We start from the raw sequence: 19,923 nt of genomic DNA on the forward strand, positions 1-19,923 counted from the left end.
ATGGTGACCCGCATCGATCGCCGCATGGCGAAGCTGAAGACCGAAGGCCGCCCTGCGCTTGTCACCTATTTCATGGGCGGCGACCCGGACTACGACACCTCGCTGTCGATCATGAAGGCGCTTCCCGGCGCAGGTTCCGACATCATCGAGCTCGGCATGCCGTTCTCCGATCCGATGGCCGACGGCCCGGCGATCCAGGCGGCGGGCCTCAGGGCGCTGAAAGGCGGCCAGACGCTGGTCAAGACGCTGAAGATGGCGGCCGACTTCCGCGCCGGCGACAATGAAACGCCGATCGTGCTGATGGGCTACTACAACCCGATCTACATCTATGGCGTCGACCGCTTCCTCAAGGATGCGATCGCCAGCGGCATCGATGGATTGATCGTCGTCGACCTGCCGCCGGAGATGGACGAGGAACTCTGCATTCCGGCGCTCAAGGCCGGCATCAATTTCATCCGGCTGGCAACGCCGACCACCGACGACAAGCGCCTGCCCAAGGTGCTGCAGAACACGTCGGGCTTCGTCTATTACGTGTCGATGACCGGCATCACCGGCTCGGCGCTTGCCGACACCGGCAAGGTGGCTGCGGCGGTCAAGCGCATCAAGGGCCATACCGACCTGCCGGTCTGCGTCGGCTTCGGCGTCAAGACCGCCGAGCAGGCACGGGTGATCGGCGCCAATGCCGACGGCGTCGTCGTCGGCACCGCGATCGTCAATGCGGTGGCCAATGTGCTGGGACCGAAGGGCGAGAAGACCGCCGACCCGGCCGAAGCCGTCGCCACGCTGGTCAGCGGACTTGCGCAAGGTGTGCGCTCGGCCCGCCTTGCTGCTGCCGAATAGTTTCCCTACGTCTTTAGCCAAATCTTCGTCAGGACAGGAGCCGAAGCGATGAACTGGATCACCAATTACGTTCGCCCGAAGATCAATTCGATGCTCGGCCGGCGCACCGACATGCCCGAGAATCTCTGGATCAAGGATCCGGAGACCGGCGAAATGGTGTTCCACAAGGATCTGGAATCCAACCAGTTCGTCATCCCTTCTTCCGGCCATCACATGAAGATCTCGGCCAAGGAGCGGCTGAGATTCTTCTTCGACGACGGCAAATACGAGACCCTGGACAACCCCAAGGTCATGCAGGATCCGCTGAAATTCCGCGACGAGAAGCGCTATGTCGACCGGCTGAAGGACGCCAAGGCCAAGACCGGCCTCGAAGACGCGATCATCAATGCGCTGGGGACCGTCGAAGGCCTGCCGGTTGTGGTCACGGTGCAGGATTTTGCCTTCATGGGCGGTTCGCTCGGCATGGCCGCCGGCGACGCCATCGTGCACGGCTTTGAGGCTGCTCTGCAGCGCAAGCGGCCGCTGATCCTGTTTGCCGCCTCCGGCGGCGCCCGCATGCAGGAAGGTATTTTGTCCCTCATGCAATTGCCGAGGACCACGGTCGGCGTCGACCGGCTGAAGGAAGCCGGCCTTCCCTACATCGTCGTTTTGACCAACCCGACCACCGGCGGCGTCACCGCCTCCTACGCCATGCTGGGCGACGTGCACATAGCCGAGCCCGGCGCGCTTATCGGCTTTGCCGGACCGCGCGTCATCGAACAGACCATCCGGGAAAAACTGCCCGACGGCTTCCAGCGCTCCGAATATCTGATGGAGCACGGCATGGTCGACATGGTGGTGTCGCGGCTGGAACTGCGCGAAACCATCGCGCGGCTGCTGAAGATGCTGCTCAAGCTGCCGGAGGAGCAAAAGCCGCTGGAGCCGGAAGTCCTGCCGCCGGCAACAATTCCGGCCGAGGCACGTCCGCAGGCCTGACGCGACAAGAAGCGCCGCGAACAGCGATTGCGCCTTGTCCCCGGCGCGCTGTAGCTTTTTGAATTGGCATGGCCCTTTGTGAAACCGATTCTGGTTTTTCGGGGTCATGCGCCAGGATTGCGCCATGACAACGCTTGCCGCCGACCGCGAAATCGAAGCCCTGATGGCGCTTCACCCGAAAGGCTTCGACCTTTCGCTCGATCGCATTTCGCGGCTCTTGGAGCGGCTTGATAATCCGCAGGATCGGCTGCCGCCGGTGATCCACATTGCCGGCACCAACGGCAAGGGTTCGTGCGCTGCCTTTTCGCGCGCCCTGCTCGAGGCGGCGGACTACCGCGTCCATGTCCACACCTCGCCGCATCTGGTCAACTGGCACGAGCGCTACCGGCTGGCCGCCGATGGCGGCGGCAGGCTGGTCGAGGACAGGGTTTTCGCCGACGCCATCGCGCGCGTCGCCAGAGCCAATGAAGGCGAGACGATCACCGTCTTCGAGATCCTCACCGCGGTCACCTTCCTCTTGTTTTCCGAACACCAGGCCGACGCCGCCATCATCGAGGTCGGGCTCGGCGGCCGCTTCGACGCGACCAATGTCGTCAAGGAGCCAGCCGTATCGGTGATCATGCCGGTGTCGCTCGACCACGAGGCCTATCTTGGCGACCGTGTCGAACTGATCGCCGCCGAAAAGGCCGGCATCATCAAGCGCGGCTGCCCGGTGGTCATCGGTGCACAGGAAAGCGAGACGGCACTGCAGGTGCTGATCGAAACCGCCGAACGGCTGGAGTGCCCGACCTTCGTCTACGGCCAGGATTTCCTCGCCTTCGAGGAAAACGGCCGCATGGTCTACCAGGACGAAGACGGCTTGATGGACCTGCCGCCGCCCCGGCTGCCCGGACGCCACCAGTTCGCCAATGCGGCGGCGGCGATCGCCGCGGTCAAGGCGGCCGGTTTCGAAATCAGCCATCGCGCCGCCGAAAAGGCGATGATCAACGTAGCCTGGCCCGGCCGCATGCAGAAGCTGGCGCAGGGCCGGCTGGCCGAACTGGCGCCGAAGGGCGCCGACATCTGGCTCGACGGCGGCCACAATCCGGGCGCCGGTGTGGTGATTGCCGAAGCGCTGGCCGAGCAGGAAGAAAAGAACCCGCGGCCGCTCTTCCTCATCTCCGGCATGATCAACACCAAGGACCAGAGCGGCTATTTCCGTGCCTTCAAAGGCCTCGCCCGCCATGTCTACACGGTGCCGGTGAGCCTGAGCGAGGCCGGCGTGCCGAACGACGAACTGGCGGTCCGGGCGACGGAAGCGGGACTGACGGCCGAGCCGGTTAGTTCCGTCGCCAGCGCGCTGATGCTGCTGCGCGACACATGGGATGGCCCGGCGCCGCGCATCCTGATCGGCGGTTCATTGTACCTGGCCGGCGCGGTCCTGGCCGAGAACGGCACGCCGCCGAGCTGAGGTCGGATTTTTCTGCGAGGAACCCGTCATGATCAAGGTCAAGCAGCTCGCCCACGTCTGCATCTTCGCACATGACCTGGAGGCAACGCGAAGCTTCTATCGCGACGTCCTTGGCCTGGATACGCAGTTCAATTTCCTGCGCGACGGCAAGATTTTCGGGTTCTACCTCAATTGCGGCGGGCGCAGCCATGTCGAGGTGTTCCAGAAGGACGGAGCTCGCTACCGCGACCTGAACCAGATCAACCATCTCTGCCTCGAAGTGGAGAACATTGACGCCGCGATCGCCCATATCAAGTCGAAGGGGATAGACGTCACGTCAAAGAAACTCGCCTGCGACGACACGTTTCAGGCCTGGGTACGCGATCCCAACGACGTGAAGATCGAGTTGTTCGAGTATACCGAAAAAAGTGCGCAATTCATCGGCGGCGATCGTATCGCCGACTGGTGACCGGAGCAATTCCAGGAAAAGTATGAGCGGTCCTTGGGAATTGCGTCAGAAAAGAGATGGCGCAGTTCGCCGTTTCCGTGAAACGGTGAACTGCTCTAGAAATCCCAAGGCGAGATCAGCTCAAGGTTGGCCGGGTCGAAGTCGTTGAGATTACGTGTTGCCAGCCGACCGCCATTCACGCGTACTATCGCTGCAATCATGCCATCGGGTGCCGACATGCCCCGGCCCTGACGCGTCGCGGTTCCCATAATCTCGCCATAAGCCAGAGCCGCCTCCTCCGTCAGCCCAAAAATACGGTCGGCAAAGCGATGGCGCCACTGAGAGAGTCCTTGCTCCAGGCGATCGGCACGCTCATCAGGTCGTATCTTCTGGATGCCGAAAGCGATTTCGGCAATCGCCACCGTGGGAAGCGCCAGTTCGGCATCGTTGCGGACCAGCCAAGCCATGACAGCAGCGTCAGGCGCCTTTCTAAGGGTCTCCGAAATCACATTGGTGTCGACGAAAATCAAAGCTCCGGCCCTGTATGGACCTTGCGGCTTTCCCGGATGATTTCTTCCAGATCAATGTCCGCGCTACTGCTTGCCGTCAGGCGAGAGTAGAAGGCGGATGCCGGTTCTCGTCCGGCCTCCCGAATCTCATAGGATTCAAGCGCGCGTTCGACGATATCAGCTATTGAGCGGTTTTCGCGACGAGCGAGCCGATGAGCAAGATCACGTGCTTTTGCGCTGCGGACGGAAAGCTGGGGCTCGGCCATTTCAAAATCTCTTTGAGAAAGATATAGCCTCATTGGGACGTGCCATCAAGATGGCACGTGATGGCACGCCATCACTTCAGTTCGATCTCGATGAATGCGTATTCGCCTTCATTGGCGTTGATGACGTCGTGCTCGACGCCCTCCTTGCGGAAATAGGGCGCGCCCTTCTTCATTTCGGCGAAGGATTCGCCGTCCTTGGTCAACAGCTTTACCTTGCCGTCCATCAGCGGCACGACGACATAGTCGTGGCCGTGGCGGTGCCAGCCGGTGTTTTCGCCCGGTGCGAAGCGGTACTCGGTGACGATGACACGCTCATTGTCGATGAAGACTGTGGCCTTGGCGGATCCGGTCATGGGGTTCTCCTGTCTCGCTCAAGCAGATGACATGGAGTGCCCAGACGCGAGAGCCAGTGCCTGTTACCGATGACGCCAACAAAAAGCCCGGCGCGAGGCCGGGCTTGATATCGGGAATTTCAGATGGATCAGGCGAGGTTGCCGTTGATCCAGTGCGACAGCGCGGTCTTCGGCGCGGCGCCGATCTTGATGTCGGCCATTTCGCCGCCCTTGAAGATCATCAGCGTCGGGATCGAGCGCACGCCGAACTGGGCGGCAAGCTCCGGATTCTCGTCGATGTTGAGCTTGGCGATCTTCACCTTGGCGCCGAGTTCGGTGGCGATGTCTTCGAGCGCCGGCGCGATCATCTTGCAGGGACCGCACCATTCCGCCCAGAAATCGACGACGACCGGTACGTTGGCGTCAAGCACGTCAGCCTGGAAGTTGCTCTTGTCGACCTTCACGGTTGCCATATGGAAAAATCCTTTTGAAAGTTTTTGTCCCACCAAATGTGGTGGTGATCGCGCCCTTCTTCAAGCAGGTGTTGTGTCACGCTCGCGTGAGTCGAGCAAGTGCGTCGTCCATGGCACTGGCCGGCAGTTCGATCAGCCGCGGCGCCTCGGTGAACAGCAAGGCCGCCTTGACCGAGCGGCCGGGATAGAGCGGTTGCAACAAGGAGCGATAGAGGGCGAGCTGGAGCAGGTAGGCCGGCGGCACCTCGGCGAGGGTGGCGGGCGCCGGCCGGTTGGTCTTGTAGTCGACGATCGACACACTGTCCGATGTCACCGCCAGCCGGTCGATCTTGCCGGAAATCGAGCGCTTCTTGCCCTTGACCTCCAGGCTGCCCATGATTGCGACCTCGGCACGCGACGATGGCGCAAACAGCTGACCGAAGCCGGGATCAGCAAGGATTGACGTGACCGACACCAGGGCCTTTTCGCGCTCTAACGCAGGCCAGCCCGCGCCCGTTCGCAAGAGATAGCGCTTGGCCGCGCCCGCGCGTTCGGGCTCTGCAATTCCGGGCAACATCTGCAGCAGCTTGTGCAGGGCAAGCCCGCGCAGCACCGCAAAACCAGGCTCGGCATCGGCGTCCAGCACCGGCGACGCCTTGTCGACCACGGCTTCCTTGCCCTCGTCGATCAGCGCCGAGGCGCCGGATGGCGACAGCGGACGCGGCAAATCCTCGAAAGGCGGCAGGGGCCGGAACAGGGTCGCCGGCAAGGGCCCGAAAGCGTCGGCCTGCCGTACCTGCTCAGCGGAACTTGGCGCGACGGGCGGCAGCTTCGTCACATGGAAACGATGCACCGGCTCACCGCCGGCGGGATGCGGACGTTGTTCGCTCTCCGGAGCGCCGAGCAGCGCACGGCTTACGATCGAGTGCCAGGTGCCGGCGTTCGGCGCCCGCTTGCCGTGATAGCCGCAGACGATCAACCGGTCCTCAGCACGGGTCATGCCGACATAAAGCAGCCTTCGGTATTCGTCATCGGCGAGTTCTCGTGCCCGCGCTGCCGCAGCTTTGGAAAAGCCGTTGGCGACATCGCTGGCCGAGCGCCAGAGATAGCCCTTGCCGTCCCAGTTTGCGCCGGAGCCGTCGAAGGGCATCAGGCGCGGCAGATGCTGGTCGCTGAACGGGGCGGAACCGCCATCGACCAGGAACACGACCGGCGCTTCGAGGCCCTTGGCGGCGTGCACGGTCATGACCCGGACCTCGTCGCGGGTCTGGTCCATCTCGCGCTTGATCTCGGGACCGGCGTTTTCCAGCGTCGACAGGAAAGCTTCCAGTCCCGGCAGGCCGGTTCGCTCTTCGGCAAGGCAGAAACTGAGGAACTCGTCGAGAATGTCGCCGGCTTCGGGCCCGAGCCGCGCGATCATCTTGCGGCGCACGCCATCACGCGCCAGCAGGGCGGCATAGAACTCGAACACCGGCTTGAACGCGGCCTCATTCGTCCAGCTATCGAGCCGGGCGACGGCCGCCGCCAGTCGCTCACTGTCGCCGGCGTGGGCGCGCAGCGATGCGATCAACGACAACCCGGCCGGCCTCTCCGCTGCAAGCGTGAAGAGCGTCTCTTCCGGCAGATCGAAGATCGGACTGCGCAGCACCGCGGCGAGCGACAAATCGTCCTGCGGCTGGATGAGCAAATGACCGAGCGCGATCAGGTCCTTGACGGCGATGTGTCCGGGCAGGCTCAACCGGTCAGCGCCGGCAACGGGAATGTCGCGGCGTTTCAAGGCACGGGTGAGCGCATGGACGAAGCGATCGCGCTTGCGCACCAGCACCAGCACGTCGCCCGGCCGCAGCCGCTTGCCACGGCCTTCTATGATCTCGCCACTGCCGATCCAGCCTGCAATGGTGGCGGCGACATTCTCAGCCACGCGCACCGCCGGCGCATGCGCATGGTCGATGGCTTGCGTCCAGTCGTCGGGCTCATCGACGACATCGGCGCCGACCGAGGGCCACACCTCGACATAGCCCGGTGCGTCGGTGCGAATCGCCTGGTGGCGCAGCGGATCGGGATCATGGCTGATGCCGCGCCGCACGCTTGCGTCGGCGAAGACGCGGTCGACCGCGGTCAGAACATCGTCGGTCGAGCGGAACGACCAGGTCAGCTTGAGGTCGGCGAAGGACGCCTCGGCGTCGCGCACTCGACCCGCAAACAGAAGCCGGCTGTCAGCGAAGGAGTCCGGGGCGGCGCCCTGGAACGAATAGATCGACTGCTTCTCGTCACCGACGGCGAAGACCGTGCGATGGACCCTGTCTCGGGCGCCAAAGCCGGCAAAGAATTCTTCCGCCAGGCGTTTCACCACTTCCCATTGATCGGGGCTGGTGTCCTGCGCCTCGTCGAGCAGGATGTGATCGATGCCCTGGTCGAGCTTGTATTGCACCCAGGGGCCGGCATCGGGCCGCGCCAGAAGGTTGACGGTGCGGGTGATCAGGTCGTTGAAGTCGAGAAAGCCGCGGCTGCGCTTCAGCACTTCGTAACGGGCGATCAGCCAGTCGGCGACGGTCAGTGCGGCGCGCGTGCCTTCCAGCATCCGAAACAGGGCCAGCCGGTCAACTGTTTCGATGATGGCTTTGGTCGCCGAGAGATAGCGCTCCGCCAGATCCGGCAGTCGGTCGACCAGGGCCTTCTTGAAGGCCTTTGCCGGGTCATAGGCATCGCCATCGGTCTTGAGGAAGGCTCTCGCCAGCAGTTGCAAGCGGCGAATGGGGTCGCCCTCGGCAAAAGCCTGGCGCGCATAGGGCAGGATATTGTTCAGCACCGATCTGGCGTCAGCGGCTTCTGCGGCCTGGGCGAAGCCGGCAAAATAGTCGGGCAGGAAGCCCGGCAACGGCCACACCGAAGCCGCTATGCCTTCGGCGGTCTGGCCGGGGCGAAAATCGAACTCATCGAACAAGGCCTGGAAACGCGTGCCGTCACGTCCGGCGGCGTCGATGAAATGGCGCAGGCCGTCGCGCTTGCGCACGATCTCGCCCAGCAAGGCATCGAGCCCGGCTTCGCCGCCACGGTCGAGAATGGCGGCAAAGGCCTCGGCCAGATCCGCGTCGCCGGCGGCTGTGCCGGAGATCATGTCGCGGCGCGCGGCGGCAAACAGCGACGCCTCCATCTGGCCGTCGAGCATCTCGAAATGGGCCGGGATGTTGGCTTCCAGCGGGAACTGGTGCAGCACCGATTCGCAGAAGGCGTGGATGGTCTGGATCTTCAGCCCGCCGGGTGTTTCCAGCGCCTCGGCAAAAAGGCGTCGCGCCCGGCGCATGGTCTCGAGATCGGGCCGGCGGCCTTCCAGCGCCTCGACCTTCGACGCCAGATCCGCGTCACCGAGCGTAGTCCATTCCGACAGTGTCGAAAAAACCCGGTTCGACATATTGGCGGCAGCGGCGCGCGTATAGGTCAGGCACAGTATCTTCGACGGATCGGTGCCACGCAGCAGCAGCCGGATGACGCGCTGGGCCAGCACATGGGTCTTGCCGGAGCCAGCGTTCGCCGACACCCAGGCGGAATTGCCGGGATCGGCGGCGCGGGCCTGGCTGGTCGCGGTGTCGCTGGGTATGGGATAGGCTTTCTTCATGCCTCCCCTCCCTCGTCACCGGCATCGCCGCCCGCCGACCATTCGAGCACGCGGGCGAGATGGTCGTAGTCGCCATCGGTCTCGCCTTCGCGAAACGGCAGCGCGCGCGACAGATATCCGGTCGCCGGGTCGGCATAGTGGATCAGAAGCTTTTCCAGCCGCGCCCAGGCCTCTTCGGCAAGATCGGTCGCGGTTCGCGGCTGGCGGTTGTGTTCGAGGATGGATTCCTCGAACACCTCGCCATTCGGCTTCAAGCGCACAAAAGCCAGCTGCGACGGTTCCCGCGCGCCCAGATCCTTGAAGGCGCCACGCCTGAGCAGCGCACCCTCCAGCGCCAGTTGCGGCGCCAGCAGCGTGTGCGCCTGCGCCTTGGACGGCGAGGAGCCCGTCTTGTAATCCAGTATGTCGGCCATGCCGCCGGCCAGCAGGTCGACCCGGTCGGCGTAGCCGGACAGCGTCACGCCGGATTGGCCGACGACGGTCTTGCCGGCGCGCTCCTCGGCATGCCGGCGGATCACCGCGTCGGCGCGCGTGCGCTCCCACTCGATGATGTTGGCGGCGAGTTTTTCGAAACGCGGCCACCACACCGCCTCGACATCGGTCGGAAGTGAAGCTTCGGCAAAACAGGCGCGACCAGCGGCGATAAGGCCGGCAAGCGCATCGAGTGCACGTGGATCGGCGATACGTGCCGAAAACAGGTGCAGGATGGCGTGAAACAGCGTGCCGCGCTCGGCGGCTCCGGGATCGCGAATAACCGGATCGAGCGGCATCAGACCAAGGATCCGTCTGGCATAGACGGCGTAGGGATCCCGGCGCAGGGTCTCGATCTCGGTGACCGAGAAATGGCTCGGCCGGACGGACAGCGGCGGTTTCGGCTGCGGTCGCGGCGCGAAATCCTGTCTTGGCCCGGTATCCAGCGCACGTGCCCAGGCGAGCAATTCGTCGCCGCGCCGGCGCAGCGCCGCCGCGTGGTCGTTGCCGATGAAGGTGAGCAGCCGCTGCAGCCAGCGTGACGGCACGGCGGGGGCGTCGCCGGCGCGTGCCGAGCGGGCCAGCACCACCTTCCTGGCGCCCATCGCCATCTGGAAATCATGCGCGGCAAGGCCGATACGCCGCTCGGGCGGCTCGAGGTCGATGCCGGTCTTCATCAGCCGCGACATGAAGCGGTCGCTCTCGGGCTTGCGTGGCCATACGCCCTCGTTGAGCCCCCCGATGACCAGCGTATCGACCGTCTGCAACCGCGCTTCCAGCGCGCCCCAGATGGCGATGTTCCGGTCGGTACCTTGCCCCGGCTTGACCGTTTCGGCCGCGATCAGCGCCGCCATGACGTCGGGCCACTCGCTCGCCGCGAACGACAAGGGCGCCGAAGCCGCGACCAGTCCGCGCAGCAATTCGGCAAGCTTTTCCCCGGCGTCACCGGCATAGAGTTCGCCAAGGCCGCCATCCGCCGTGCGGCCGAGATTTTCGAACGCGACGACGCTGGCCCCGACCAGCGCGGCAAGGTCGGCGTCCGCCTGGCCACGGAAAGCCGCGAGCGGCGCCAGCGCTTGCTTGAGACGTTCTAGCGAATTCCGCGCGTTTTCGATGGAGCGCATGCTCAACCGGGAAAACCAGAAGGGCGGCCGGCTGCCGCTGCCGAGACCGGTGAGGCGGGCCTCGAACAGTTCCGGCAGCGAAACGATGTCGGGGCGGCCTGTGCCGCCGCGCAGCGCCACCAGTTCGACCAGTTCCGCCGCGTGGCGCATATCAGCCCGTTCGAGACCGAGGCCAAGCAGCGGATGCTTGAGCAGCGACAGCAGGCCAACCGGATCGCCTGGCCGGAACACCGCTTCGAGCGCCAGGCTAAGCAGGCTGGCCGCCGGGGTGTTGGCGAGCGGCGTGCCACCGGAGTCGTCGGCGACGACGCCGAAGCGCTGGAGCTCGATCGAGACGCGCCGCGCCAGTGCGCGGTCGCCGGTGACGAGAGCCGCCCTTTGGCCGGGTTGCTCGACCGCGCGCTTGAGCGCGACGGCGATGGCAACGGCTTCATCGCGTTCACTGGCAGCTTCGAGCAAGGTCACCTCGGCGAAGGCGTCGGCAATGTCGGATGCCAGGAAACCGGCACGTGTCTCGGCCCAGAGTTCGGTGGTTTCGGCCGGCCGTAGTGCTTCGCCGACAAGGGCGGCGCGAAGCGCCAGTTGCGGTTCGCCGGCGCCGATCTCCTCAACATCGCCGCGCAGCACGCCGATCTTGCCGATCAGCCTGGCGAGGCCATATTGCGGGTGGCCGAGCACGGCCGGACGTGCCCCGGGCGCGGCGATTGCCTGGAACGACGCTTCGTCCAGCGTCCGGTCGAGGCCGGGCAGCACGATGGCGCCGCCGGGCAACCGCGCGATCGCGGCAAGCAGTTCGGCCGTGGCAGGGATCGAGCCGGTCGAGCCCGCGGCGATGACCGGCCCGGCGGGCGGATTGCGCTGCAGCCGCGCCGCCTCGGCGCGGATCAGCGCGCTGCGATGCGCGGCGGGATTGGAGCGGTCGCTCTCTTCAAGGAATTTCGGCCAGGCGTCGGTGACGATACCCAGGAATTCGAGCGTCACCTGCCACCAGCCGGCAAGGTTGCCGGTCACCAGACCGGTGAGCTTGGCCCAGTCCGTGCCTTCCGTTTCGATCTCGTCCATCAGCCGGGCGAGATCGCGCGCCAGCCAGATCGCGTCGGCGGTGGAGGCCGGGATGACGATCTCCTCAGCAAAAAGGGCGGCGACATGTGCCGGGAGCCGGCGTTTCCAGGCGCGCACCAGCGGCGTCAGCAGCAACAGGCGTTCGATCGCCGCGATCGGCGGCGCGAGATCGATGGCCGCCGATACCTCGGTCTCGAACGCGGCCTCATCCTCATCGAACTCGCCGAGCGGCCGGACGACCGGCAGGATCGCCGACCCGCCGCCGCCGCGCGCCGCCAGGCTGTCGACGAAGACACCCCGCAGAGCGCGCGCAGCACGGCGCGTCGGCACATAGATGGTGACATCGGCCAAAGCGAGCGGGTCGCCGTCGAAGCGAAAGCCCGGAACGAGGCGGCCGGCAAGCAGCGCCTCGGCAAGCGTCGGCAGAAACGGCGCTCCGGGGGGAATTGAGAAAACGCGGCTTGAGCCGCTCATTGCGACTCGGTCAGCGCGCCGGCGACCGCGGCTTCCGCGAGCGCAATGGCATCGGGCGTGCCGACGGTGATCCAGTGGCCATGCATCGGCATGCCGAACAGCCGCCCTGCGGCAATGGCCCTATCGAAATAGGCGTTGAGCGAGTGCGGCCCGGCCGGTGCACCCTTGAACAGGCGCGGATGGACGATCGCTGCCCCGGCATAGATCAGGCCCGCCGTATCCCCCCTTTGAGCGCCGCAAGCCGCCATCCGGCGCCACCAGGAAATCGGTGCTGCCGCAGTGTCCGGTCGCCTGATGGAGATCCGCCAGCATCAGCAGAATATCCATTTTCGCCGCGTCCCATGCAAGGGCGAGGCGGCCGAGATTGAGGGGACCGTCGTCGATCCAGAAAGTGTCGGCGTTGAGGATGTAGAAGGGTTGCTCGCCCAATTCCGGCAACGCCTTGACGATGCCGCCGGCGGAATCGAGCAATTGTTCGCTCTCATCGGAAATGACGATCCGTGGCGCGCGGCGGGCAGCGACATGGGCGACGATCTGTTCGGGAAAATAATGGACGTTGACCACGGCCTTGGCGACACCGGCGGCGGCCAGGCTGTCCAGGCTCCAGTCGAGCAACGTCTTGCCGGCGATCTGGACCAGCGGCTTGGGAATGGTGTCGGTGATCGGCCGCATGCGTTTGCCGAGCCCGGCTGCGAGTACGATTGCCGTGTCCGGTCTTGCTGTCACAGCGCTCGCTCCTCCAGCAAACCGTTGGCGTCGTAGAACTCGCGCAGGCTTGCCAACGCCGGATGAGACAAGGCCCGGCGCAGATAGTCGCGAATGCGCGGCAGGTGTTTTAGATAATAGGGTTTGCCGTCGCGTTTTTCGAGGCGGACGAAGATGCCGAGGATCTTGGAGTTCCGCTGCGCCGCCATGATGGCGTAGGATTCCAGGAAGCTTGCTTCGTCGAAAGCACCGGCTGCGTGGCGCGCGGCGACATAGGCATCGAGCGTCTTTCTCTCGATCTCGGGCGACATCGTCACGCGAGCGTCCATCGCGAGCGAGGCGACGTCATAGGCGGACGGGCCGATCAGCGCATCCTGGAAATCGACGATGCCCAATCGATCGTGGCCGGCGCGATCGCCGCGCCAGATGATGTTGGGCGAATGGAAGTCGCGCAGCATCAGCGTGTACTCGCGGCCTTGCAGCCGATCGAGGAGCGCGTTCCATTGCTTGTGGTAACCGGCGCGCAAGCTGTCGCTTGCCGGGCTGCCCGATATCGCCGGCACGTACCAGTCGACCAGCAGCTCGGCTTCGATCATCATGGCGTCGCGGTCGAAAGGCGGCACATCGTGGAAGCCGCCTTGCCCTGTTTCCAGGCGCTGCGGCCAGGTTCTGCCATGCATCATGGCCAGCAGCTCTGCCGCCGCCGCGTAGCGCTCGGCCAGCGGCTGGCCATCGCTGCCGAGGAACCCATCCGAACCAAGATGTTCGAGCAACAGGAAGCCCTGCTCCTGGTCCTCGGCATGGATTTCCGGAACGCTGACGCCGCCAGCTTTCAAGGCGCGGTCGATGGCGACGAAGGCGGAGACCGACTGGGCGGTGTGCGCGATCTCGGCATAGGGCCTGCCGTCGCGAACCGGCGGGCCGAGCACCAGCCGTGGCGAGTTCATCAACACTTGCGGCTTCTGGTCCGGCAGCGAAACGATCTCATAGGAGCGGGCCGAAGCATCGCCGATGAAATGGCGGCGCTGCGCTTCCCCCAGCCTGCATCTTCGAGAAAGTCACGCATGGCCAGTGACCGTGCCGCCCGATCGAAGGCAGCGCCCTGCCCCGACAATCTGGCCAACCGGCCGTCGCCATGCTGGACGAGTTCGATCAGGACCGTGGTTTTCGGCAGATAAGCCTGCGCCCGTTCCGGCCATTCGACCAAAGCGGCGCCTTGCGCCAGGGCTTCATCGAAGCCAAGCTCATCGAGCTCGGCCGCCGAGGACAGGCGGTAGAGATCGAAATGATGGACCGGAATGCGGGTGTCGTAGCTCTGCACCAGTGTGAAGGTAGGGCTCGGAACATCGAGGCCGGCATCGTCGGCCAAGGCCCTGATCAAGGCCCGTGCCAGCGTCGACTTGCCGGCGCCGAGATCGCCCTTGAGGGCCAGCACATCACCCGGGCGCAGCGACAGCGCCAGATCTTCGCCCAGCCGTGCTGTCTGTGTCTCGTCGGCGAGTGAACGCTCCAGCACCAATCCCGTCATCGAGCGCGCTACTCGGCCGCGGCGCGGATGCCCGGCATGTCGGGAAAGGTGCAGATGACGGTGGTGCCCTTGTCCTTGCCGGTTTCGATGCGAACGCTGCCGCCATGCAGCTCGACAAAGCTCTTGACGATCGACAGGCCGAGACCGGCGCCGCGCCGGCGGCCGCCATTGGCGCGCGGCTCGAAGCGGCGGAACACCGAATCGAGCACGTCGGGCGGCATGCCGGGGCCGTCGTCATGAACCGAGAATTCCACCCCGTCCGCCAGATGGCGGCAAGAGAGCCGGATGGTGCTGGCTTCCGGCGCGTAGTTGGCGGCGTTGCTGAGCAGATTGTAGAGGATCTGGCGGACGCGGATCTCGTCGCCGTGAAACGTCTTCGGTGCGGCAGCGGCGTCGACCTCGAGCCTGATCGAATGCTCTTCCAGCCGGTCGGCCACCAGTTCGGCCGCGGCCGCGATGGTGCGATCGACCTGCACCTCGGAAATGTCGAGCTGCATGATGCCGGCGTCCACCGTCGCCAGGTCGAGGATGTCGTTGACGATGGTGAGCAGGACCGAGGAGGACGAGCTGACATGCTCGACATATTCGCGCTGCTTCTGCGACAGCGGACCGGTCGTGGGCTGCGACAGCAATTCGGTGAAGCCGATGATGTTGGTCAGCGGCGAGCGCAATTCGTAGGAGACGTGCTGGACGAATTCGTTCTTGAGCTGATCGGATTTCTGCAGCGCCTCGTTCTTGTCCTTCAGCGCCCGTTCGACATTGACGCTGTCGGTGACGTCGACGAAGGTCATCATCACTTGCCCGTTGGGTAACGGGATGATGGCGTAGCTCAGCACATTGCCATTGTTGAGCTCGGTCTGGCCGTGGCGGTCGCGGCGCTCGTCGTCGAAGCCAGTGATGGCGGCAACAAAGCCGGGCCAAGGGCTGTCCGCCGCTTGCCGGTCGCAAAGGTCGCGGATCGTGGAAACGTGGACATTGGGCTTGGCGGCCTCGGTGCCCAACCCCCAGAGTTTGGCAAAAGCCGGGTTCGACAGCCGGAGCTTGCCATCGGAGCCGAACACCGCCACGCCTTCGGCAAGATTGTCGAGCGTCTCGCCCTGGACCCGCACCGCGGTATGGTAACGGCTCTCGAGGTCCATCTTCTCGGTCAGGTTCTCGAACACCCAGGTGACGCCGCCCTTGGGCTGCGGGTTGGCGACGACGCGGATGGTCTTGCCGTCCGGCAGATGCCACCAATGTTCCTGCGATTCGACGGCGCGATAGGCGCCGAGCAGGCCTTCCTTCCAGCGGCGCCATTCAGGTTGCTCGGCGATCTTGCCCTCGCTGCGCAGCCGGTCGAGCAGCAGCGCATTGTCGGGAGCGCTGTGCAGGAAGCCTGCGTCGAGACCCCATAGTTTCTGAAAGGCCTGGTTGAAGAACCGCAGCTTCTCGTCGGTGTCGAAAATGGCGACCGCCGTGTTGAGCTGGTCGAGCGTGTCGGCGTGGCTCCTGACGGTCCGTTCGTATTCGCCGCGAACCGCCTCGATGGCGCTGGTGTCGCAAGCAAGGCCGGCCGAGCCATCGCTGCCGGCGAAATCGGTCACCGCAAACACACGGCGGTCACCTTCGATCACGGTGGAAAGCGACTGCTCGAAAACCGGATGCGTCTTGTGCTGGGCGGCGATTGCATCGCGTGCCTGGCCGCCGAGGAACTCTTTTGCCTCCCGAACCGCGGCTTCGGCATTTTCGGCTTCGACCCCATGGGCATAGGCCCGGTTGACCCACTTCAGCCGCCCATCCTCACTGCGAAGCCATGCCGGCATGTTCAGCGCGTCGAGCAGGCCGATCATCGTGTCATGGTCGGCGGCCAGCCGCTGGTTCTCGATCTTCAGCCTGGCCTGGCTGCGCTGCGTCTCCGAGAGCGAGACGAAACGCACCAGCACATGTGCCGCGCTCTTGCGGCCATGCACTTCGAGCGGCGCGCCGGCCTGCGATTCGATGACGAGGTCGAAGGGCTTCGCCTTTTCGCGCAATCCCGCAACGGCATGTTCAAGCGCTGCCGCCGAACGCGGCAGCAGCCAGCGGCCGAAAGCGAGGAAAGCGGCCCGGTCCTCCGGAGCGCCGCTTTCGACGGGCAACGTGCCGATGAGTTCGGGCTTCTTGTTTTCCGCGGCCCAGACAACCACGCGCTGGTCGCGCAGATTGAGCAGCGCCTCCGAGCGGCGGAGCGCCGCGTTGATGTCGGCGAGGCGGCTCCTGAGTTCGACATTCTCGGTCGAGGTGCGGGCCCTTTCGCGGATGAGAACGATGGCCGACAGAAGTGCGGCACCCGTCACGCCGACAAACACGGCAAGCTGCATGACTTCGACGGCGCTCACCGACAATCCTGCGACGGCGGCAGCAGCGGTTTCGGCATGCGCGGCAGCACCAGCCAAGGGGCCGGCCAGCGCGGAGCTGGCAAGGAAGATCGACGCGCGGGCGCGCCATGACAGGCTTCCGCTTTGCAAAGCGGAGCCGGTGATCCCCGAATCGTCATGGCCGCCGGAAACGGCCCGTCCCGCTCTGTGCGGGTGTTGCCCCGGCATGTCTTGGTCCTCTCCGCCGCCTGAATGCAAGACCGCCCTGATGCGCACCTCTCTTGGGCCCCTCTCGGGATGGAAGCGTCGCGAATCACCTGACAATAACCCCTCGCCGAATCGCCGTGAAGGCGATTGCGCGCAAAAATAAAGCCGGGCGAAAAGTCAATCGCCCGGCCTCAATATCTGGTAGTAATTTTAGCTTTGGTTAATAGCGGTAGTGTTCCGGCTTGAACGGGCCCTGCGGCGTGACGCCGATATAAGCGGCCTGCTCACCGGACAATTCGGTCAGGCGGGCGCCGAGCTTGTCGAGATGCAGGCGCGCGACCTTTTCGTCGAGATGCTTGGGCAGGACATAGACCTGATTCTCGTACTGGCCGGGCTTGGTGTACAGCTCGATCTGGGCCAGCACCTGGTTGGTGAAGGATGCCGACATGACGAAGCTCGGGTGGCCGGTGGCGTTGCCGAGATTGAGCAGCCGGCCTTCCGACAAGAGGATCATCCGCTTGCCGTCCGGGAAGGTGATCATGTCGACCTGCGGCTTGACGTTGGTCCATTTCAGGTTGCGCAGCGACGCCACCTGGATCTCGTTGTCGAAGTGGCCGATGTTGCCGACGATCACCATGTCCTTCATCGAACGCATGTGGTCGAGGGTGACGACATCCTTGTTGCCGGTGGTGGTGATGACGATGTCGGCGGTGGGTGCCGCATCTTCCAGCGTGACGACTTCAAAGCCGTCCATCGCCGCCTGCAGGGCGCAGATCGGATCGACCTCGGTGACCTTGACGCGGGCGCCGGCGCCCTTGAGCGAGGCCGACGAGCCCTTGCCGACGTCGCCATAGCCGCAGACGACCGCGACCTTGCCGGCCATCATCGTGTCGGTGCCACGGCGGATGCCGTCGACCAGCGATTCCTTGCAGCCATATTTGTTGTCGAACTTCGACTTGGTGACCGAGTCGTTGACGTTGATGGCGGGGAAGGGCAGCAGGCCCTTCTTCTGCAGCTGGTAGAGCCGGTTGACGCCGGTGGTCGTCTCTTCGGTGACGCCGCGGATCGCCGCCTTCTGCTTGGTGAAGAAGCCAGGCGAAGCCTTCAGGCGCTTCTTGACCTGGGCGTAGAAGTATTCCTCTTCCTCGCTCTGCGGGTTGGACAGCACGTCCTCGCCGGCCTCGGCGCGGGCGCCGATCAGGATGTACATGGTGGCGTCGCCACCGTCATCGAGGATCATGTTGGAGAGGCCGCCATCGGCCCACTGGAAGATCTTGTCGGTGTAGTCCCAATACTCCTCGAGCGACTCGCCCTTGACGGCGAACACCGGGATGCCGGCTTCGGCGATGGCCGCGGCCGCGTGATCCTGGGTCGAGAAGATGTTGCAGGAGGCCCAGCGGATATCGGCGCCGAGCGCCTTCAGCGTCTCGATCAGCACCGCTGTCTGGATGGTCATGTGCAGCGAGCCGGTGATGCGCGCGCCCTTGAGCGGCTTCTTGGAACCGAACTCCTCACGGCAGGCCATCAGGCCCGGCATTTCGGTTTCGGCGATATCGAGTTCCTTGCGGCCCCAGCCGGCAAGCGAGATGTCGGCGACCACATAGTCCTTGCTACCCGTCATGGCAGTGCTCCGATGCGAATGTTGTGCTGCGAATTGGTTGCGGATGCGCCCGCGCCGGTCGGCGCGTCAAAGGGCGCGAATAGGCGGCCTGACTAGCAGATCGGCGCGAAGACGACAATGGGATATAAAGAAATCTTTATCCCTGCATGTCTCTTGGACATGCATTGGCGGTGTAGCCGATCAGCATTCCTCGCCGAAGCGGGATGCCACCAGCTGCTCCAGGGCGTCGATGACCTGCAGGGCCTCCGGCCCGCTGGCGGTGACGCGGATCGAGTAGCCGGGGCTTGCCGCCAGCATCATCAGGCCCATGATCGACGTGCCGCCGACCTTGACGCCATCCTTCTCGACATGCACCGAGGCGTCGAAGCCGCTGGCCAGCTGAACGAATTTCGCCGAAGCGCGCGCGTGCAGGCCGCGCTGGTTGATGATGGGAAAGTCCCTGGTGATCGGATCCTTGGCGGTATGATCTTTTTCCGGGGACAGCGCGTTCATTTGCTGCTCAGGAGCTGGCTGGCGACGTTGATGTATTTGCGGCCGGCCGCCTGGGCCTCGTCGAGCGCGGCGGCCATATTGTCGCCCTTGCGGATCGAGGAGAGCTTGATCAGCATCGGCAGGTTCATGCCGGCGATCACCTCGGTGCGGCCGGATTCCATCACCGAAATGGCAAGATTGGAGGGCGTGCCGCCGAACATGTCGGTCAGCACGATGACGCCCGTCCCGGTGTCGACACGGGCAACCGCGTCGACGATGTCGCGGCGACGCTGCTCCATATCGTCGTCGGCGCCGATCGCCACGGTTTCGAAATTGTCTTGTGGCCCGACGACATGTTCCACGGCATGTCGGAACTCGGCGGCCAGTTGACCGTGCGTTACAAGCACGAGTCCGATCATTCTTTGGTGGCTCCCGTCATCGCCGCTTCACAGGCGCATTTTATGCTCGCCGGCCATTCCAGGCGGCGGGAGCGCTATCTTGTCGACGCGCGGCCCGTTGACAAGCCCAAAATTGCGCAGGCCCATGCCATTTTGACGCATTGCAGCAAAAAAGCCGGGGCGGATCATAGAAAAGGCGCGATGGACAGCCGCGCCATCACGGCGGGCAAGGCCGTAGCGGCGTTCCGCTCGGCAAGGTCGATACGCGGCACTGGGCAGCCTGCGACCGGCTCGCTGATTTCCTCCTGGAAACGGGCCATCTCTGCCTTTGGCACCAGCCTCACATGCAGGTCGATCACTCCGCCCGGCTCGAACGGCAGCGGGCGCGGCATGAACCCAGGCACTTCGGCGAGACCGGCGATGGTCGCCGGCACGCGGCAGACCAGTCGCCCGGCGCGGGCCGCGGCAAGCAGCCTGTCGTCACCGATCAGCCGCGAGAACAGCCCGCGCGCGCGGCAATGGTCCAGGAGTGTCAGCGCCAGCGTCGTCTTGCCGGCGCCGGACGGCCCGGTGATAAGGACACCGCGCTCGCCGATCAGGATCGCGGTTCCGTGAATGTTTTCAGGCTGCGCAACTGGATCATGCATGATCTTGCCCGA

15 protein-coding genes and 2 pseudogenes are annotated in these 19,923 nt (G+C 64.7%); 4 read left to right on the forward strand and 13 right to left on the reverse strand.

Going from position 1 to position 19,923, the window contains the following annotated elements:
- From HB777_27660 to HB777_27675, 4 genes are all read left to right on the forward strand, one after another.
- Nucleotides 1-840 carry a tryptophan synthase subunit alpha gene (locus tag HB777_27660; protein QND67331.1) on the forward strand — a complete coding sequence of 280 codons (840 nt, stop codon included), beginning with the start codon at nucleotides 1-3 and terminating at the stop codon, nucleotides 838-840.
- 48 nt (nucleotides 841-888) lie between these two features.
- Complete coding sequence (locus HB777_27665; protein ID QND67332.1) at nucleotides 889-1,815, forward strand: acetyl-CoA carboxylase carboxyltransferase subunit beta; 927 nt, start codon at nucleotides 889-891, stop codon at nucleotides 1,813-1,815.
- Nucleotides 1,816-1,939: 124 nt separating this feature from the next.
- Nucleotides 1,940-3,265: a bifunctional folylpolyglutamate synthase/dihydrofolate synthase gene (locus HB777_27670; GenBank protein ID QND67333.1), complete on the forward strand. Its 1,326-nt coding sequence runs from the start codon at nucleotides 1,940-1,942 to the stop codon at nucleotides 3,263-3,265.
- A 28-nt stretch (nucleotides 3,266-3,293) separates the two neighbouring features.
- On the forward strand, nucleotides 3,294-3,713 hold the full coding sequence (locus HB777_27675; protein QND67334.1) for a VOC family protein: 420 nt from the start codon (nucleotides 3,294-3,296) through the stop codon (nucleotides 3,711-3,713).
- A 95-nt stretch (nucleotides 3,714-3,808) separates the two neighbouring features.
- Here the strand turns inward: HB777_27675 and HB777_27680 are convergent, their stop codons facing one another.
- From HB777_27680 to HB777_27740, 13 genes and pseudogenes are all read right to left on the reverse strand, one after another.
- Nucleotides 3,809-4,222, reverse strand: a complete 414-nt coding sequence (locus HB777_27680) for a type II toxin-antitoxin system VapC family toxin (GenBank protein QND67335.1) — start codon at nucleotides 4,220-4,222, stop codon at nucleotides 3,809-3,811.
- On the reverse strand, nucleotides 4,219-4,467 hold the full coding sequence (locus HB777_27685; protein ID QND67336.1) for a plasmid stabilization protein: 249 nt from the start codon (nucleotides 4,465-4,467) through the stop codon (nucleotides 4,219-4,221). The genes HB777_27680 and HB777_27685 overlap by 4 nt, the downstream gene beginning before the upstream one ends.
- 71 nt (nucleotides 4,468-4,538) lie before the next feature.
- On the reverse strand, nucleotides 4,539-4,820 hold the full coding sequence (locus HB777_27690; protein QND67337.1) for a cupin: 282 nt from the start codon (nucleotides 4,818-4,820) through the stop codon (nucleotides 4,539-4,541).
- A gap of 128 nt (nucleotides 4,821-4,948) precedes the next feature.
- Nucleotides 4,949-5,272, reverse strand: a complete 324-nt coding sequence (gene trxA, locus HB777_27695; GenBank protein QND67338.1) for a thioredoxin — start codon at nucleotides 5,270-5,272, stop codon at nucleotides 4,949-4,951.
- Nucleotides 5,273-5,348: 76 nt separating this feature from the next.
- The gene (gene addA, locus HB777_27700) at nucleotides 5,349-8,867 is read right to left on the reverse strand and encodes a double-strand break repair helicase AddA (protein ID QND67339.1); all 3,519 of its coding nucleotides are present in this window, start codon (nucleotides 8,865-8,867) and stop codon (nucleotides 5,349-5,351) included.
- Complete coding sequence (addB, locus tag HB777_27705; GenBank protein QND67340.1) at nucleotides 8,864-11,998, reverse strand: double-strand break repair protein AddB; 3,135 nt, start codon at nucleotides 11,996-11,998, stop codon at nucleotides 8,864-8,866. Before addB ends, addA begins: the two co-directional genes overlap by 4 nt.
- Nucleotides 11,995-12,724, reverse strand: a pseudogene (locus HB777_27710) (nucleotidyltransferase family protein). The gene addB and the pseudogene HB777_27710 overlap by 4 nt, the downstream one beginning before the upstream one ends.
- A pseudogene (gene tsaE / locus HB777_27715) lies at nucleotides 12,721-14,231 on the reverse strand (tRNA (adenosine(37)-N6)-threonylcarbamoyltransferase complex ATPase subunit type 1 TsaE). Before tsaE ends, HB777_27710 begins: the two co-directional pseudogenes overlap by 4 nt.
- 8 nt (nucleotides 14,232-14,239) lie before the next feature.
- Complete coding sequence (locus HB777_27720) at nucleotides 14,240-16,795, reverse strand: PAS domain-containing protein (GenBank protein ID QND67341.1); 2,556 nt, start codon at nucleotides 16,793-16,795, stop codon at nucleotides 14,240-14,242.
- Between the two features lie 199 nt (nucleotides 16,796-16,994).
- Nucleotides 16,995-18,395, reverse strand: a complete 1,401-nt coding sequence (locus HB777_27725; GenBank protein QND67342.1) for an adenosylhomocysteinase — start codon at nucleotides 18,393-18,395, stop codon at nucleotides 16,995-16,997.
- Nucleotides 18,396-18,575: 180 nt separating this feature from the next.
- Nucleotides 18,576-18,887, reverse strand: a complete 312-nt coding sequence (locus HB777_27730; protein ID QND67343.1) for an HPr family phosphocarrier protein — start codon at nucleotides 18,885-18,887, stop codon at nucleotides 18,576-18,578.
- Nucleotides 18,884-19,285 (reverse strand): PTS sugar transporter subunit IIA, encoded by a 402-nt coding sequence (locus HB777_27735; GenBank protein ID QND67344.1) that lies wholly within the window; start codon nucleotides 19,283-19,285, stop codon nucleotides 18,884-18,886. The genes HB777_27730 and HB777_27735 overlap by 4 nt, the downstream gene beginning before the upstream one ends.
- A 164-nt stretch (nucleotides 19,286-19,449) precedes the next feature.
- A complete protein-coding gene (locus HB777_27740) occupies nucleotides 19,450-19,911 on the reverse strand; it encodes an HPr kinase/phosphorylase (GenBank protein ID QND67345.1) in 462 nt (153 codons plus the stop codon).
- Between the last annotated feature and the right edge of the window lie 12 nt (nucleotides 19,912-19,923).

Source organism: Mesorhizobium loti (assembly GCA_014189435.1).
Classification (GTDB): Bacteria; Pseudomonadota; Alphaproteobacteria; order Rhizobiales; family Rhizobiaceae; genus Mesorhizobium; species Mesorhizobium loti_G.

Excerpts from the sequence above, each read along its gene's own strand:
- addA (QND67339.1), bottom strand. The coding sequence starts at position 8,867 with ATGAAGAAAGCCTATCCCATACCCAGCGACACCGCGACCAGCCAGGCC.
- HB777_27725 (QND67342.1), bottom strand. The coding sequence starts at position 18,395 with ATGACGGGTAGCAAGGACTATGTGGTCGCCGACATCTCGCTTGCCGGC.
- HB777_27670 (QND67333.1), top strand. The coding sequence starts at position 1,940 with ATGACAACGCTTGCCGCCGACCGCGAAATCGAAGCCCTGATGGCGCTT.
- addB (QND67340.1), bottom strand. The coding sequence starts at position 11,998 with ATGAGCGGCTCAAGCCGCGTTTTCTCAATTCCCCCCGGAGCGCCGTTT.
- HB777_27665 (QND67332.1), top strand. The coding sequence starts at position 889 with ATGAACTGGATCACCAATTACGTTCGCCCGAAGATCAATTCGATGCTC.
- trxA (QND67338.1), bottom strand. The coding sequence starts at position 5,272 with ATGGCAACCGTGAAGGTCGACAAGAGCAACTTCCAGGCTGACGTGCTT.
- HB777_27720 (QND67341.1), bottom strand. The coding sequence starts at position 16,795 with ATGCCGGGGCAACACCCGCACAGAGCGGGACGGGCCGTTTCCGGCGGC.
- HB777_27735 (QND67344.1), bottom strand. The coding sequence starts at position 19,285 with ATGATCGGACTCGTGCTTGTAACGCACGGTCAACTGGCCGCCGAGTTC.
- HB777_27730 (QND67343.1), bottom strand. The coding sequence starts at position 18,887 with ATGAACGCGCTGTCCCCGGAAAAAGATCATACCGCCAAGGATCCGATC.
- HB777_27660 (QND67331.1), top strand. The coding sequence starts at position 1 with ATGGTGACCCGCATCGATCGCCGCATGGCGAAGCTGAAGACCGAAGGC.
- HB777_27685 (QND67336.1), bottom strand. The coding sequence starts at position 4,467 with ATGGCCGAGCCCCAGCTTTCCGTCCGCAGCGCAAAAGCACGTGATCTT.
- HB777_27690 (QND67337.1), bottom strand. The coding sequence starts at position 4,820 with ATGACCGGATCCGCCAAGGCCACAGTCTTCATCGACAATGAGCGTGTC.
- HB777_27740 (QND67345.1), bottom strand. The coding sequence starts at position 19,911 with ATGCATGATCCAGTTGCGCAGCCTGAAAACATTCACGGAACCGCGATC.
- HB777_27675 (QND67334.1), top strand. The coding sequence starts at position 3,294 with ATGATCAAGGTCAAGCAGCTCGCCCACGTCTGCATCTTCGCACATGAC.